Origin of the sequence: Pseudarthrobacter sp. B4EP4b, from assembly GCF_006680095.1 — a bacterium.
GTDB lineage: Bacteria > Actinomycetota > Actinomycetes > Actinomycetales > Micrococcaceae > Arthrobacter.
Map to the genome: position 1 here is coordinate 21,202 of NZ_VHIJ01000047.1, position 14,461 is coordinate 35,662.

13 protein-coding genes and 1 tRNA gene are annotated in these 14,461 nt (G+C 65.3%); 10 read left to right on the forward strand and 4 right to left on the reverse strand.

Translation table 11 applies throughout. The features are described from left to right. The first annotated feature begins 80 nt into the window (after positions 1 to 80). The gene (locus FNL14_RS17415) at positions 81 to 563 is read left to right on the forward strand and encodes a cation:proton antiporter regulatory subunit (protein WP_091421830.1); all 483 of its coding nucleotides are present in this window, start codon (positions 81 to 83) and stop codon (positions 561 to 563) included. A 5-nt stretch (positions 564 to 568) separates the two neighbouring features. Then, complete coding sequence (locus FNL14_RS17420) at positions 569 to 1,750, forward strand: cation:proton antiporter (protein ID WP_142062492.1); 1,182 nt, start codon at positions 569 to 571, stop codon at positions 1,748 to 1,750. A gap of 13 nt (positions 1,751 to 1,763) precedes the next feature. Here FNL14_RS17420 and dcd read toward each other — a convergent pair whose 3' ends face one another. Continuing rightward, the gene (gene dcd / locus FNL14_RS17425; RefSeq protein ID WP_091421821.1) at positions 1,764 to 2,339 is read right to left on the reverse strand and encodes a dCTP deaminase; all 576 of its coding nucleotides are present in this window, start codon (positions 2,337 to 2,339) and stop codon (positions 1,764 to 1,766) included. A 208-nt stretch (positions 2,340 to 2,547) separates the two neighbouring features. Here dcd and FNL14_RS17430 point away from each other — a divergent pair, with 208 nt between their 5' ends. After that, positions 2,548 to 4,275, forward strand: a complete 1,728-nt coding sequence (locus FNL14_RS17430) for a CAP domain-containing protein (protein WP_370455876.1) — start codon at positions 2,548 to 2,550, stop codon at positions 4,273 to 4,275. Positions 4,276 to 4,279: 4 nt separating this feature from the next. Here FNL14_RS17430 and FNL14_RS17435 read toward each other — a convergent pair whose 3' ends face one another. Further along, positions 4,280 to 4,741 carry an SRPBCC family protein gene (locus FNL14_RS17435; RefSeq protein ID WP_142062495.1) on the reverse strand — a complete coding sequence of 154 codons (462 nt, stop codon included), beginning with the start codon at positions 4,739 to 4,741 and terminating at the stop codon, positions 4,280 to 4,282. Positions 4,742 to 4,974: 233 nt separating this feature from the next. On the opposite strand from FNL14_RS17435, the gene FNL14_RS17440 reads away from it, so the two are divergent. The 3 genes from FNL14_RS17440 (at position 4,975) to FNL14_RS17445 (ending at position 6,482) form a co-directional block, all read left to right on the forward strand. Continuing rightward, positions 4,975 to 5,048: transfer RNA gene (locus FNL14_RS17440), tRNA-Gly, on the forward strand. 142 nt (positions 5,049 to 5,190) lie between these two features. Further along, positions 5,191 to 5,331, forward strand: a complete 141-nt coding sequence (locus FNL14_RS23365; protein ID WP_167344651.1) for a hypothetical protein — start codon at positions 5,191 to 5,193, stop codon at positions 5,329 to 5,331. Next, positions 5,328 to 6,482: a N(5)-(carboxyethyl)ornithine synthase gene (locus tag FNL14_RS17445; protein ID WP_142062498.1), complete on the forward strand. Its 1,155-nt coding sequence runs from the start codon at positions 5,328 to 5,330 to the stop codon at positions 6,480 to 6,482. The genes FNL14_RS23365 and FNL14_RS17445 overlap by 4 nt, the downstream gene beginning before the upstream one ends. 7 nt (positions 6,483 to 6,489) lie before the next feature. Here the strand turns inward: FNL14_RS17445 and FNL14_RS17450 are convergent, their stop codons facing one another. After that, positions 6,490 to 7,875, reverse strand: coding sequence for an MFS transporter (locus FNL14_RS17450; protein ID WP_142062501.1), 1,386 nt, complete (start codon positions 7,873 to 7,875; stop codon positions 6,490 to 6,492). Positions 7,876 to 8,018: 143 nt separating this feature from the next. Here FNL14_RS17450 and FNL14_RS17455 point away from each other — a divergent pair, with 143 nt between their 5' ends. The 4 genes from FNL14_RS17455 to FNL14_RS17470 all read left to right on the forward strand — a co-directional run bounded on the left by FNL14_RS17455 (position 8,019) and on the right by FNL14_RS17470 (position 10,587). Then, the gene (locus FNL14_RS17455) at positions 8,019 to 8,873 is read left to right on the forward strand and encodes a LysR substrate-binding domain-containing protein (protein WP_091421809.1); all 855 of its coding nucleotides are present in this window, start codon (positions 8,019 to 8,021) and stop codon (positions 8,871 to 8,873) included. A gap of 119 nt (positions 8,874 to 8,992) precedes the next feature. Then, on the forward strand, positions 8,993 to 9,289 hold the full coding sequence (locus FNL14_RS17460) for a hypothetical protein (RefSeq protein ID WP_142062503.1): 297 nt from the start codon (positions 8,993 to 8,995) through the stop codon (positions 9,287 to 9,289). Next, positions 9,286 to 10,158, forward strand: coding sequence for an alpha/beta fold hydrolase (locus FNL14_RS17465; protein ID WP_142062507.1), 873 nt, complete (start codon positions 9,286 to 9,288; stop codon positions 10,156 to 10,158). Before FNL14_RS17460 ends, FNL14_RS17465 begins: the two co-directional genes overlap by 4 nt. A 111-nt stretch (positions 10,159 to 10,269) precedes the next feature. Beyond that, on the forward strand, positions 10,270 to 10,587 hold the full coding sequence (locus FNL14_RS17470) for a hypothetical protein (RefSeq protein WP_091421801.1): 318 nt from the start codon (positions 10,270 to 10,272) through the stop codon (positions 10,585 to 10,587). Between the two features lie 86 nt (positions 10,588 to 10,673). On the opposite strand, the gene FNL14_RS17475 is transcribed toward FNL14_RS17470, so the two are convergent. Continuing rightward, a complete protein-coding gene (locus FNL14_RS17475; RefSeq protein ID WP_142062510.1) occupies positions 10,674 to 14,192 on the reverse strand; it encodes a bifunctional proline dehydrogenase/L-glutamate gamma-semialdehyde dehydrogenase in 3,519 nt (1,172 codons plus the stop codon). Positions 14,193 to 14,461 lie beyond the last annotated feature (269 nt).

Below are 14,461 nucleotides of genomic sequence, written 5' to 3' on the forward strand. Positions count from 1 at the left end.
TCGCCAGGGGCGGGAACGGGTTTCCTGCGGACTTGCCGGCGCCCGCGCCACATCGGCCCCGGTCAGACTAGGCTGGAATCATGAACGTGGATGAGACGGACCTTCCGGGCCTCGGCCGGCGGAAGGATTTTATGACGGCTTCAGGGCGCCGGATCGGCGTTGTGGAGCTGCGGGAAGGCCAGACGGAACTCATCGTTTCCACCTGGGATGATCCCGATACCTGCCAGGCCTCAATTCCGTTGACCGGGGATGAAGCAGCAACCCTGGGCAACCTGCTCGGCGGGCAGCACCTGGCCATGAAGCTGACGGAGGAACACAAGGATGTTCCAGGCATCGTCACCCGGCAGTTTTCCATCGCGCCGGGCTCCCCGTTCCAGAACCAGCCCATGGGCAAAGCCTGCATCCGTACCCGTTGCGGCGTTTCCATTGTGGCGATCATGCGCGAAGGTGAGGTGCTCCCGTCGCCGGGACCCGACGTCGTGCTCCACACCGGTGATCTGCTTGTTGCTGTAGGCACGCAGGAAGGCCTCGATTCGGCGGCCGATATCCTCCGTAACGGATAGACGCCATGGACCCGTTGGCCCTGACCCTCATCGAACTGGGGGCCGTTGTGTTCTGCCTCGGCCTTTTGGCCAGGCTGGCCGGACGGATCGGAATGTCGCCCATCCCGCTCTATCTGCTGGGCGGACTGGCTTTCGGGGCCGGCGGGATCGTCAAGCTCGAGGGTATGCACGAGTTTGCGCACCTCTCCGGGGAAATCGGTGTGATCCTGCTGCTGCTTATGCTCGGGCTGGAATATACAGCCGCCGAGCTTTTCACCGGCCTGCGCCGCTCGTGGCAGGCCGGTGTGCTGGACCTTGTACTGAACTTCCTTCCGGGCGCCGCCCTGGCCCTGTTCCTGGGCTGGGGCGGCGTGGGAGCCATGGTGATGGGCGGCGTCACCTACATCTCCTCATCGGGAATTGCGGCCAAGGTCATCACTGACCTTGGCCGTCTCGGTAACCGCGAGACGCCCGTTGTGCTGTCCATCCTGGTATTCGAAGACCTTGCTATGGCTGTCTACCTGCCCATCCTCACGGCCACGCTGGCAGGGGTGAGTTTCCTGGGCGGCCTCACCACCGTGGGCATCGCGCTGGCCGTGGTGAGCCTGGTGCTGATGGTGGCGCTGCGGCACGGACACCGGGTGTCCAAGGCGGTGCACAGCGAGAACTCGGAGGTCTTCCTCCTGAACGTCCTGGGCGCGGCCCTGCTGGTGGCGGGTGTCGCGTCTGCCATGCAGGTGTCCGCGGCAGTGGGGGCGTTTATGCTCGGCATCGCCATTTCAGGCGCCACGGCCCATAACGCCACCCGGATCCTGGAACCGCTGCGGGACCTGTTCGCCGCCATCTTTTTTGTGGCGTTCGGCCTGAACACAGATCCCACGTCCATCCCGCCAGTGCTCGGCTGGGCCCTGGTGCTGGCCGTCATCACCGCAGCCACCAAGATGGTGACGGGCGTGTGGGCTGCCAAGCGTGCCGGCATTGCCCGCCCCGGGCGCGTCCGCGCCGGGGCGACGCTCGTAGCCCGTGGCGAATTCTCGATCGTGATTGCCGGACTCGCGGTGGCCTCCGGCGCTGTCACTCATGAGCTGGCAGCCCTGGCCACTGCCTATGTGCTGCTGATGGCCGTTGTTGGCCCGCTCGCCGCCCGTTATGTGGAGCCGCTGGTAAAGCCCCTGCTGCGGCCCGTGAGGGTGGCTGCCAAAGCCTAGGTCGCGCCCGGTACTAGATTGCCGTGCGGTGGAAGTTCAGGTGGCTGCGGCTGGCTGTTGGTCCCCGCTGGCCCTGGTAGCGGTTGCCGTAGTCGCCCTGACCGTAGGGGTACGCGGCTGCAGACGTCAGGCGGAAGAAGCAGAGCTGGCCGATTTTCATGCCCGGCCACAGCTTGATGGGCAGAGTGGCCATGTTGGAAAGTTCCAGGGTGACATGCCCTGAGAAACCGGGGTCGATGAACCCCGCCGTGGAGTGCGTCAGCAGTCCAAGCCGCCCCAGCGAGGACTTGCCTTCCAGGCGCGCGGCAATGTCATCGGGCAGGGTGACGGTCTCATAGGTTGAGCCGAGGACGAACTCGCCGGGATGCAGGATGAAGGGTTCGTTCTGTTCCACCTCCACCAGGCGTGTCAGTTCCGGCTGCTCTTCCGCGGGATCGATGTGCGCGTACTTGTGGTTGTCGAACAGGCGGAAGAACTTATCGATCCGCACATCCACGGACGACGGCTGGACCATCGCCGGATCGTACGGTTCAAGAACGATCCGCTGGGAGTCAATTTCGGCACGAATATCGCGGTCAGAGATCAGCACCGTCCCAAATTACCGTATCGGTTATCCACAGCCGCATTCTTTCGTTGTTGCTGTGCTGTGGTGGGGCTAATGTTGCCTCAGTGATTAAGGCGCCGGATGGTCTCCCGGATGGCCCAACAGAGCTGGGGATGTTGTGAATAAATTAGTAGCGCCCGCTTTTATTGGCGTGCTCTGTTCCATAGCGCTGGTCTCCTCTTCCGTGGGAGGCGTGCCCGCACCGTTGCCGGCCAGCCAGTTGTCCGCTGCAGGTTCACACGGTGTCACCTTGGGCCCGGCAGCGGTCGGCGACGCCGCAGCCGTTCGGCGCGACCCTTCAGCCTTGGCCCGGCTCACCCCCGCCGTGGATCCTGACATCCGGCCGGCCTCCCCGTCCGGGGCCAGTGTGCTGACAACGCAACCTGGCCCATCCCAGCCTGTTACAGCCCAGCCTCTTGCCGGCCAGCAACCCACCGGACAGCAGGTTACGGAGCAGCCCATTGCCGGCCAGCCGCCCACAGCTCCGGCCGGAACCGAGGCACTGGCAGCGCCCACCCCAACCTCCCCCGAACCTGCACCGGCGGTGCCCTCGATTCCGCCGCTTTGGGCACCTGATGAAGAACTGGGAGCGCCCGCAACCACCCGGCTTGCGGCGCCTGAATCCACTCAAACCCTGCCCGCGCCAGAGGCCCTGGTGGCGGACAACAACGCGGCGGCAGTCCTCACCGTGTTCAACAGGATCAACGAATACAGGGTGTCCAAAGGCCTGAACCCGGTCAAATACCACCCCACGGTTGCGGGCTTGGCGCAGGAATGGTCGGACAGCATCGCCGCACGCGAGGTGATTGAGCACCGCGCCAACTTCTGGACCGACTCCCGTGCCATGAATCCCAACAACGGCGCCGGCGAAGTCATTGCCATCCGCACGGACCGGGACGCCGCGCAGCTGGTGGAGTGGTGGAAGGGGTCGCCCGGCCACAATGCCATGCTGCTCGATCCGCGCTTCAACGTGATGGGTGCCGGAATTTCCTACACCAACTCCACCTACCAGATCTGGGGCGTGGTGAACTTCTTCGGCTACACCACCCTTCCCGCCGGCACCGTCGATTCCCCCGGCGGCGCGGGGTCCGGCGGCACCGGGTCCGGAGGTGCTTTCCCGCTGCCCGCGCCGAGCATGTGTGATGCTCCCGTCCGGCACATGCCGCCCACACTGGACCTCTCCGCGGCGGCAATCAAGGGACCGGGTGACCTGGTGACGGTAGATTCCGGCGGCCAGCTCCTGGCCAGGGCCGTCACGGGCGCACGCACCTTCGCGGCAGCCAAAGTCATTGGCTCCGGCTTCACGGGAGCCAAGGAAGTCTTCACCCCGGACTGGGACCGTGACGGCGCCTTCGACCTCCTGACGCAATGGACCAACGGAACGCTGACCCTGCACCGCGGCATCGCTGCCGGAGGCTTCCAGTCCCCCGTTACCCTCGGGAACGGAGGATGGGACACCCTGACTCTCGCCGTGGGCGGCTGGTGCGCCAACAACCGGCTTCCCCAGATCCTTGCCCTCGACGGCGCCGGGAACCTGTACCTCTATCCGAACAAGGGCACGGGCGACCTCTCCGAACGCACCCTGGTGGGCGGCGTCGGTGCCGCGCGGAAGTTGTCCATGGCCGATTACGACGCCGACGGGTTCCAGGACGTGCTGGCGCTCCGCGCCGACGGCTCGGTCCAGCTTTACCGCGGCTGGGGCACCACCGCTTTACGGGCCGAGGCCAGGCCCACCGTGGCCACCGGCTGGGCCGACGTTACGGGCATCCGGCCGCTGAAGGACGTTACCGGGCTGAACTCCACAGGCCTTGCCCTGCGCCGGGCCAACGACGTTGTGCAGTACTGGGACCTGACCTCGGGAAGCCTCGCATCGCCGTCGAACATTCCCGGCCCCTGGGCCGGACAGCGGCTGGCGCAGTGAGCGGCTAGATGGCCGGCTGGAGTTCCAGGACGTCTTTGAGGCGCTCCAGCTGGGCCGCTTCGGCGCAGAGGCTCCGCTGGAGCATAGTGCTCAGGAAGCCGAGCCTGTTCAGGAATCCGAGCGGCCCTTCCGGCTGGGCTTCTAGGGCAAACCGGACCCTGGTCCCCGCGGTTTCCGTGCTCAGGTAATAGCCGCCGGACCGGATCGCAGGACCGGACGTCACCTGGAACTGGATTTCGGCTCCGGGCCTGGCGCTGGTAATTTCCAGGTCTGCCGGGATGCTGAGGCCGGACCGGCCCGCCACCATCTGCCGGTAGACGGCACCCTTGGCTCCCTCGGATCCATCCACCAGCTTGACCCTGCGGACGCCGTCACGCCAGAGCGGAAGATTGGTGGCGTCAAGCAGGTACAGGTACACAGCCATGGCGTCACGCCGGATGAGGACCTCATGCTCTGCGAATGCCATCGGGATCTTTCGTGGTTGACGTCGGCCTGCCGCGCAGCTGCACCCCCCGGCACCGCAGCTACCGGATCAGGTTAGCCAGCGCTCCGTATGCCTACCTAGCCAGCGCCCTCGACGTTATTGAAGAGTTACTGCATGACGTCCCGGTGACCGGACACGCCCCGTTTGCATGCCGCCTGAACGGCCCGCCGGCACATCTGCGCTAAGCTATGTTCTGCCCCTGAAACGGGGGCGCTGCGGCTGTAGCTCAATGGTAGAGCGCTAGCTTCCCAAGCTTGATACGCGGGTTCGATTCCCGTCAGCCGCTCCACTTTGCGCAGGCACTGCCACGCCCGGACCCACGGACTCCTGGACGCTGCTCCGCCGATCCTTCCGGACACCCCAGAGCCATTAGGTCCCCGGGTGTATGGTCAGAGGTCAGGAACCTCTTCGGTTCCGCTACAGGAGCAAACATGGCTGACAAGTCCCCGCGTCAAGCAGCATCCAAAAAGTCCGGCAAGTCCATCAAGGAAAAGCGCGCAGACAAGAAGGCCGCCGCGGCGCCGGCCAGCTCCCTGGACATCACGTCCAGCAAGGCCGCCAAGAAAAAGTGACCGCCCCTGAAAACAAGCTGACCCTGGGCGTCCTGGCTTCCACCCGAAAGCCTGCCGAGCGGCGCCTCCCCATTCATCCGTTGCATTTTGAGCGCATCGAGCCCGAAGTACGGCGGAATATCATCCTTGAGCAAGGCTACGGCGAGCGCTTCGGCATCCCGGATGCGCACCTGTCCACCCTGGTGGGCAGGATGGCGGGCCGGGAGGAGCTGCTGGAAAGTGCCGACGTCGTACTCCTGCCCAAGCCTCAGCCGGAGGACCTCGCCGAGCTGCGGGACGGGCAGGTCCTCTGGGGATGGCCGCACTGTGTCCAGGACCGTGCCGTCACCCAATTGGCCATCGACAAAAAGCTGACCCTGATCGCCTTCGAGGCCATGAACCACTGGGCCAGCGATGGTGGTTTCGGCCTCCACGTTTTCCACAAGAACAACGAACTGGCCGGGTACTGCTCAGTGCTGCACGCCCTGGCACTGACTGGTTCCACTGGCGACTACGGTCGTCGGCTCAGCGCTGTGGTGATCGGCTTCGGGGCCACCGCCCGTGGGGCAGTCACCGCGCTGAATGCCCACGGCGTCCACGATGTCCAGGTCCTCACCAACCGTGGGGTGGCCGCCGTCGGCGCCCCCATCCATTCGGTTAATATCGTCCAGTTTGATCACGACGACGAAGCACCCTTCCTGAGCCAGGTCATCACTGAGCGGGGCCGGGTTCCATTGGCGCCTTTCCTTGCCGAGAGTGACATCGTGGTCAACTGCACCTTGCAGGACCCCAACAGTCCGCTCACCTACTTGCAGACTGACGATCTCGCAGCCTTTGCCCCAGGGAGCCTGATCGTTGACGTATCCTGCGACGAAGGGATGGGGTTCAGCTGGGCCAGGTCCACCACGTTCGCGGAGCCAATGTGCACCGTCGGTGACCACATCAACTACTACGCGGTGGACCACAGCCCGTCGTATCTCTGGAACTCCGCCACGTGGGAGATCAGCCAGGCCCTGCTGCCGTTCCTGGCCACCGTTATGGACGGCCCGGAAGCCTGGGCGCAGAACGACACCATCGCCCGGGCCATCGAGATCCGCGACGGAGTGGTCCGGAACAAGGATGTCCTGGAGTTCCAGAAGCGGGAAGCCGCCTACCCGCATGCTGCCCTGTAATCCGCGGTCAGGCCGCCGTCGCCTTGCTGACTATGCTCACGGGGTGGCGGCGGTCCTTGAAGCTGACCTTCAGCAGCAGCGAGCCCTTCCGGGCCAGGATCACGGCGACCGTCAGGGCGGCTAGCGCCGGGACTCCCCCGGCCACCAGCAGTGCCGCGTGCGGGGTGGCGTGCTCGGACAGCCAGCCGAGCATCGGCCCGCCAATGGCCTGGCCACCGATCAGCACCATGATGTAAAGGCTCATGACCCGGCCCCGGATCCGCATGTTCGAACTCACCTGGACCAGCTGGTTGGAGCCGGTCAGGAACATCAGGCACCAGAATCCGGACAGCACCATCACGGCACCGAACGCAGGCATGGACGGCGCAATGGCCGCGAGGCAGAGCATCACGCCGTACATCCCGGCGCAGAACACCACCGAACGCAGCCGCAGGTGCCGCCGCCGGGTGGATGCCACGGCTCCGGCGAGGGCTCCGAGCGCGACGAGGGCGTTCAGGAGTCCGTAGCCTCCGGCCCCGACGTCGAAGACGTGGTCGGCAAACGCGGCCAGGACCACGGGCAGGCTCATGGCGAACACCGCGATGAACCCGGCCATCAGCCATGGCCAGTAGATGGTGGGCTTGCTGAGCGCGTAGCTCAATCCTTCGCGCAGCATCCCCTTGCTCTTCGGGGCGGGGGCGCTGACAAACAACCGGTCCTTCCGCAGGATCAGGAGCATGGCCACCGTGGAGCAGCAGGCGGCGGCATTGCCGGCGAAAGCCCACCCTGCACCGACTGCGGTGAGAAGCCATCCGGCCAGGGCAGGACCAATCAGGCCGCCCAGTTGGAAGGTAGTGGAGTTCACGCTGATCGCATTGCGCAGATAGGTCGGGCCTACCAGTTCGTTGACGAACACCTGCCGGGCCGGCTGGTCCAGCACGGTGACCAGGCCAAGGACCAGCGCAATAACGTAGACGTGCCACACCTGGACGGCTCCCGTCAGTGCAAGGATGGCGAGGGCCCCGGCCAGGAGCGCGGCCATGCTTTGGCACAGGATGAGGATCTTCCGCTTGGCAAACCGGTCCGCGATCATGCCTCCCCACGGTCCCAGCAGGAGGGAGGGCAGGAACTGCAGCGCCACCGTAAAGCCCACCGCAGTCACGGATCCGGAAAGCTGCAGGACCATCCAGTCCTGGGCAATGCGCTGCATCCAGATGGCGATCACTGCAATGAAGTGCCCAACCGCGAAGATCCTGAAGTTGGGCACCGTCAGCGAGATAAAGGTGTGCTTCCACGGCAGGCGTTCAGGGACGACGGCGAGGGGCTGGGTCTGGTGGTCCGGCGGCGGCGCGGAGGCGGCTGAGTCGATGACGGGCTGGGTGACGGTTGCCGATGACGGCGGTGGGGGTGCCACAGGAGTGTCCTCAAATTGGGGTCGGTCCGGGATGTCCTTAACGCTAGGCTGGGGCAACGGATTATGGAGACGTATTGTCCCTATAACTCGTATTGCGAACTGCAATGCTGCCGATGTCCGCACTCACGCCCTTGGAGTCCCCAGTGTTTGAACCCGCCCAGCTGCGCTCCTTCCTGGCGGTGGCCGAAACCCTCAGTTTCACCAAGGCAGCTGAGCGGCTGGGCCTGGCCCAGCCCACCGTCAGCCAGCATGTCCGCAAGCTGGAAACGGCGGCCAAGCGGGTGCTGGTCACCCGGGACACCCGCGACGTCCGCCTCACGGATAACGGCGATGCCATGGCCGGGTTTGCCCGGAATATCCTCTCCGCCCACGACGCCGCCGCCAGGTATTTCTCGGGCTCCGCCATGCGGGGCCGGCTGCGCTTCGGGACTGCCGATGATCTGGCCATCACCGGCCTGCCGAGGATCCTGCGCGAATTCCGGCAGGTCTATCCGCAGATCAACCTGGAACTGACAGTGGGCCAAAGTGACCAGCTCTACCGGAAACTCAATGCCGGCCAGCTGGACCTGGTGTTTGTGAAGTGGGTGGCGGGGGCCAAGGACGGCACCGTGGTGCAGCACGATTCCTTCTCCTGGGTGGGGCAGGAACAGACCGTGCTTGAGCCCGGGGCGCCCGTCCCGCTGATCGCCTACCCCTCACCCAGCCTGAGCCGGAAACTTGCCATCGACGCGCTGGAGTCCCACGGCAGGACCTGGCGCATCACATGCACCACCCGCCAGATCAGCGGCGTGCTTGCCGCAGTCCGCGCCGGAATCGGAGTGGCCGTCATGCCGTCATCCCTGGTGCCGGAGGACCTGAAGATCATCACCCGCCGCTTTGACCTGCCGGCGGTGGGCGACGTTGACTTCACCCTGATCCGCAACCCACTGGCCAACTCCGAGGTCATCGATGCACTGACGCAATCCATTGTGGGCAGGACCATCAACCGTCCGGCCTAGGCTTGGAATCGGCGAGGCAAGCCATTACACACAAGAACGTGGGGATTCTGGTGGGAGTACAAACCAGCACAAGAAGGCGGATCGACAGACTGGCCCTCAGCACGGCGTTCGGAGCCACGTTGTCATTTGTGGTCGTTGCCGACTGGCCCTGGCCCCTCGCTTTCGGGGCCGGCGCCATCCTGCTCCTCCTTGCCCGGACACTGTGGCGCCGGAAAAGCGGAGGGAGCGGGGAGCAGTTGCCCGCAGCACCCGGTGTGGGTCTCGTGGGTGTGACCTTCGGCGCGGCAGCGCTCATCATCCGGGGAACTCCGGAGGCCCTCTGGGCCGGCCCGGCCTTGGGCGTTGTTGCCTCCGTCAGCACGTACGCGTATCTCCGCCGCCTGGCGGATCGTGACGGCAGGGCATCGAGTTCATGACACCAGGCGAGGGCGTGGGGAAGCAGCATCTCCTTGATGTGGGCAACGGCGTCCAGGTCAACTACTTCGATACCGGTGGGCCGGGCCTGCCGGTGGTGATTTTGCATGGGCTGGCAGGCAGCGCCACGGAATTCTTCGCAACAGCCCGCGCCTTGACCGGATTCCGGACGAGTCTGGTGGAGCTGCGCGGCCATGGCCGAAGCACCACCAGCCCTGGCGACCTCTCGCGCGAAGCCTTTGTGGCCGACGTCGTCCACGTGATTGAGACAGCGGTGGCCGCTCCTGTCGCATTGGTTGGCCAGTCCATGGGCGGCCACACCGCGATGCTGGTTGCGGCGAAGCGGCCGGACCTCGTTTCCAGGCTCGTGCTGCTCGAGAGCGGCGCTGGGGGCAGCAGCCATATGGAGAATATGCAGCTCGGGGAATTTTTCCGCTCCTGGCCCGTCCCGTTCTCCAGCCGACCGGCCGCCAGGGATTTCCTGGGACCGGGGCCGCTTGCAGAAGCATGGGCCGCTGATCTTGAAGAGAAAGCCGGCGGGTTTTGGCCCCGCTTCCACCCTGACGTCATGGTGGGCATCATGCACGCACTGATCCAGCCCCGCTGGAAGGAATGGCAGTCAGTGAGGGCACCAACGTTGGTGGTCTATGGCGAAAATGGAATGTTTTCTGAGGAAGAGAAAACTGCATTCGTTGCGTCCCGGCCGGAGACGCAGCGGGTGGACCTCCCGGCAGCGTCACACGACGCCCATCTTGACGCGTTTGAATCTTGGATGGCGGCGCTGAACACCTTCCTGGGAAACCCTTTGTCCCCTCAGGGAAGCGCAGATACTAAGGCCGCGGACAAGGGAAGACAACCCGGTCTCCATTGATGTCGGAAGGTTGCATCACCTATGCTGATTTTCCCAGGGTCAAGCAGATGGCCGGTTCACTAACACGAGCATGTTCCTGCGTGCCAGGTCCGTGCTCGGGACAGGCAGCCAATGACGACAGCCAAGAACACCCATCTCAGCTCCACCCACGCGCGCCAGCACAACACCCTGCGTCCACCGGCCACCCGCAGTTCAACACTCGGCTCCGGAATAGCCACCACGGACACCGGATATGTGGGAAAGCCTACCTGCGACACCTGCCGCACCGATGAATTTGTCTACCTCGAGTCCTATATTCCCCCGACGTACCGGCGGGACGGCAGCGTCGCCACTTTGGGCGAAGTCGCCTACACCTGCACCCATTGCGAACAGTTCTCCGCCCACAGTGTTCCCGTGACCTGGACCCCGCCCGGCTGGTACTTGGGCTGACGCACATTAACGAGGTCCGGTGGTGGAGCTTGTCGAAACCCAGACAAGCTCAACCACCGGACCTTATGTATGCCTTGGGGCGGGAACTAGATCAGCGCATCCGAGAGGTGGTTGGGTGTGCCGAACCGGTGAGCCGTGATGCTGACTGCCTGCTCATGCAGGAACGGCAGCAGCTCGACGCTGCCGGCCTCCGTGACCGCGTGGGCGTAGACGGCAAGATCGGGACGGCCGCCTGTGGCCTTAGCCAACGCAGCGGCGTCACCGCCGATCAGGCGGATCCGCGCCCCGGACAGCTTGCCCGCCGAGGCGAGGCGTTCCGCGGAAGCCAGCCACTCTGCGTCGGACTCCACGCTCACCTCGACGTCCAGCGCGGTCAGCACCGGGCGAAGCTGCGCGGGAAGTTCGACGGCGGATGACACCGTCAGTGCCGACCCCGCCAGGACGCCGGCGGCCACAGTCCGGACCAGGTGCGCCAGCGGCGCACCTTCGGCGAGCCGTACAGTGACTGGCAGGCTCCGGTAGCGGAAGATGTTGCGCTCCGCGCTGAGGCCGGACACGTCCTTGGCGGTGCCGAATTCCTCAGCCCAGGCCTGCGCGTCCGATGCCAGCGCCCGGTTGACCGACTCCAGGTCGGCAGGCTCCAGCGCCGCACTGACGGCGTTGATGATCCGGCGCACTCCGGGGTGCATGATGGGAGCGTCGGCGGTGCTGACTGCCGGGGTCCAGTCGCCCAGGCCGGCCAGGTAGTTGGGTCCGCCTGCCTTGGTGCCAGCGCCCACAGCGGACTTCTTCCAGCCGCCGAACGGCTGGCGCTGCACGATGGCGCCGGTGATGCCGCGGTTCACGTACAGGTTTCCGGCCTGGATGGTCTCCAGCCAGGTTCCGAGCTCCTCGGAGTTCAGGGAGTGCAGGCCTGCGGTGAGGCCGTACTCGATCTGGTTCTGGATGGCGATGGCCTCTTCGAGCGTGTCGGCGGTCATCACACCGAGCACCGGGCCGAAGAACTCGGTCAGGTGGAAGTAGGAACCGCGCTTGACGCCGTAGCGCACGCCCGGGCTCCAGAGCCGGCCAGTGTCATCCAGCTTCCGAGGTTCAACGGCCCAGTTTTCGCCTTCGCCCAAAGTGGTGAGTGCGTTCAGGAGCTTGCCGTTGGCCGGCTCGATAATCGGGCCCATCTGGCTGGTGGGGTCCTCCGGGTAGCCCACCTTCAGGGAGGTGACAGCGTCGATCAGCTGGTTGTGGAAGCGCTTGGACTTGGCCACCGAGCCCGCCAGGATCACCAGTGAGGCGGCGGAGCACTTCTGGCCGGCGTGGCCGAACGCTGAGTAGGCCACGTCCTTGGCCGCCAGGTCCAGGTCCGCGCTGGGGGTGACGATGATGGCATTCTTGCCGCTGGTTTCGGCCAGGAGCGGCAGGTTCTGGCGGAAGGACCGGAACAGCTCGGCGGTTTCGTAGCCGCCGGTAAGGATCACGCGGTCCACGGCCGGGTGCGAGATCAGCTGTTTTCCGAGTTCACGCTCGCCCAGCTGCACCATGGTGAGCACGTCACGCGGCACGCCGGCTTCCCAGAGCGCTTCGACCATTACGGCGCCGCTGCGGGCGGCCTGCTTGGCGGGTTTGATCACGACGGCGGAGCCGGCGGCGAGTGCCGCAAGGGTGGACCCTGCGGGGATGGCGACCGGGAAGTTCCACGGCGGCGTCACAACGGTGAGCTTGGCAGGGACGAACGTGGCGCCGTCGACCGTGTCCAGCTTCCGGGCGGACTCGGCGTAGTAGTGGGCAAAGTCCACCGCTTCGCTGACCTCGGGATCGCCCTGGTCGATGGTCTTGCCGGTTTCGCTGGCCATCACCTCAAGCAGGTCGGCGCGGCGGGCCTCCAGGACCTCGCCGGCGCGGTGCAGGATCTCGGCGCGTTCGGCGCCGGACAGGGCACCCCAGGCCTTGCCTTTCTCCACGGCCGCCTGGATGACGGTGTTCAGGGTGGCCTCGTCCTTGACGGAAGCCGCCGCCACGGAAGCATTGCCCAAAGTGGAGGACGGGACTCGCTCCAGGATGGCCCGGCCCCAGTCGCGGTTGGCGGGCAGGGACGGGTCGGTGTCCGGGGTGTTCTCGAAGCCCTCATGCGGCCTGGAGACCGGTGGCAGGTTGCGGTCCTGCCGGCGGTTCGCCAGCGGAACCGTATTGTCCAGGGCGTCCAGCGAGGCAAGGAAGCGCTGCTTCTCGCGCTCGAACAGGACCTCGTTTTCGCTCAGCTCGAAGACTGCCGACATGAAGTTGTCCTGGCTGGCGCCTTCCTCGAGGCGGCGGATCAGGTAGGCGATGGCGACGTCGAACTCGGCCGGATGCACCACGGGCGTGTAGAGCAGGAGCGAGCCGACGTCCTTCTTGACGGCCTCGGCCTGGCCCTGAGCCATGCCCAGCAGCATCTCGAACTCGATGCCCTGCTGTGCCGTATCCGCGATGCCGCGCTGCTTGGCCAGAAGCCAGGCGAAGGCGATGTCGAACAGGTTGTGGCCGGCCACGCCGATCCGGATGTTCTTGATCCGCTCGGGGTGCAGCGCGTAGTTGATGACGCTCTTATAGCTGGTGTCCGAGTCCTGCTTGCTGCCCCAGGTGGCCAGCGGCCAGTCATGCAGGGACGCTTCCACCTGTTCCATCGGCAGGTTGGCGCCTTTGACCACGCGGACCTTGATGGCGGCGCCGCCGTTGGCACGGCGTTCGGCAGCCCAATCCTGCAGGCGGATCATCGCGGAGAGAGCGTCGGGAAGGTAGGCCTGGAGCACGATGCCGGCTTCCAGGTTCTTGAACTCTGGCTTGTCCAGGATCCTGGTGAAGACCGCAATGGTCATGTCCAGGTCCTTGTATTCCTCCATGTCCAGGTTGATGAACTTGGCCTTTCCGCCGTTCTTGGCGAAGGAGGCGGCGCGCTGGAAGAGGGGCGTGAGCTTTTCGACGACGTGTTCCACGGCTTCGTCGAAGGCCCAGGCCGAGTGGGGGGCAACCGTGGAGGAGACCTTGATGGAGACGTAATCGACGTCGGGGCGCGCCAGCAGGGTGTGCGTGCCTTCGAGCCGGCGGGATGCCTCGTGCTCGCCGAGGACCGCCTCGCCGAGGAGGTTGACGTTGAGCTTAATGCCGTCCTTGCGGATCTTGGCGATGGCCGGGCCCAGCTTGGCGTCGGTGGCGTCCACGATCAGGTGGCCCACCATCTCGCGCAGGACCTTGCGGGCAATGGGGATAACCACCTGCGGCATCACCCGGGCCATGGTCCCGCCCAGTGCCACGGCGCTGCGCATGTACCAGGGCAGGAAGGCCGGAACCTTCGGAGCCAGGGCAGCGAGGTTGCGGGCTGCCACGTTCAGGTCTTCGGGGCGGACGACGCCGTCCACGAAGCCCACGGTGAATTCCAGGCCGTTGGGGTCCTTAAGGACGCCGGCGAGCTGCTGGGCGGAGGCGTCCACCGGGACCTTGGCGGCTTCGGTGAGCCAGTGCCGGACCAGGGCGACTGCCTCGGTGGCGAGGGCCTTCGCCTGGGGGACGTCGACGTCGACGGTCTGGGGTGCGGTACCGGCTGAAGTTGCTGGTTCCATTGCAACGTGGGTCATGGTTTTCCCGATCCTTCTTTGCTGTGGGAGGAGGTCTTTTCACCAGTATGAGCTTCTACTCACATAAGATAAAGCGATGTTTTCTAAGCAATACAGGTTAGAAAAACCAATGATTCAAAAAGCGCCGCCGCCCACCTCTTGAGCACGAAAAAGGCAGGCCATCCTCCCCCGTTGCCCTATCACTTTTGGTTCCCAAAAGGGGTGCTTGGGGACCAAAAGTGATAGGGCAAAATTGGGGGCGGGACGGCCTGCCAGTGACTGGAAGGGGC

Bases quoted from the DNA above. Each gene is read 5' to 3' on its own strand.
- FNL14_RS17415 (WP_091421830.1), top strand. From the start codon at position 81: ATGAACGTGGATGAGACGGACCTTCCGGGCCTCGGCCGGCGGAAGGAT.
- FNL14_RS17465 (WP_142062507.1), top strand. From the start codon at position 9,286: ATGACACCAGGCGAGGGCGTGGGGAAGCAGCATCTCCTTGATGTGGGC.
- FNL14_RS17475 (WP_142062510.1), bottom strand. From the start codon at position 14,192: ATGACCCACGTTGCAATGGAACCAGCAACTTCAGCCGGTACCGCACCC.
- FNL14_RS17435 (WP_142062495.1), bottom strand. From the start codon at position 4,741: ATGGCATTCGCAGAGCATGAGGTCCTCATCCGGCGTGACGCCATGGCT.
- FNL14_RS17470 (WP_091421801.1), top strand. From the start codon at position 10,270: ATGACGACAGCCAAGAACACCCATCTCAGCTCCACCCACGCGCGCCAG.
- FNL14_RS17420 (WP_142062492.1), top strand. From the start codon at position 569: ATGGACCCGTTGGCCCTGACCCTCATCGAACTGGGGGCCGTTGTGTTC.
- FNL14_RS23365 (WP_167344651.1), top strand. From the start codon at position 5,191: ATGGCTGACAAGTCCCCGCGTCAAGCAGCATCCAAAAAGTCCGGCAAG.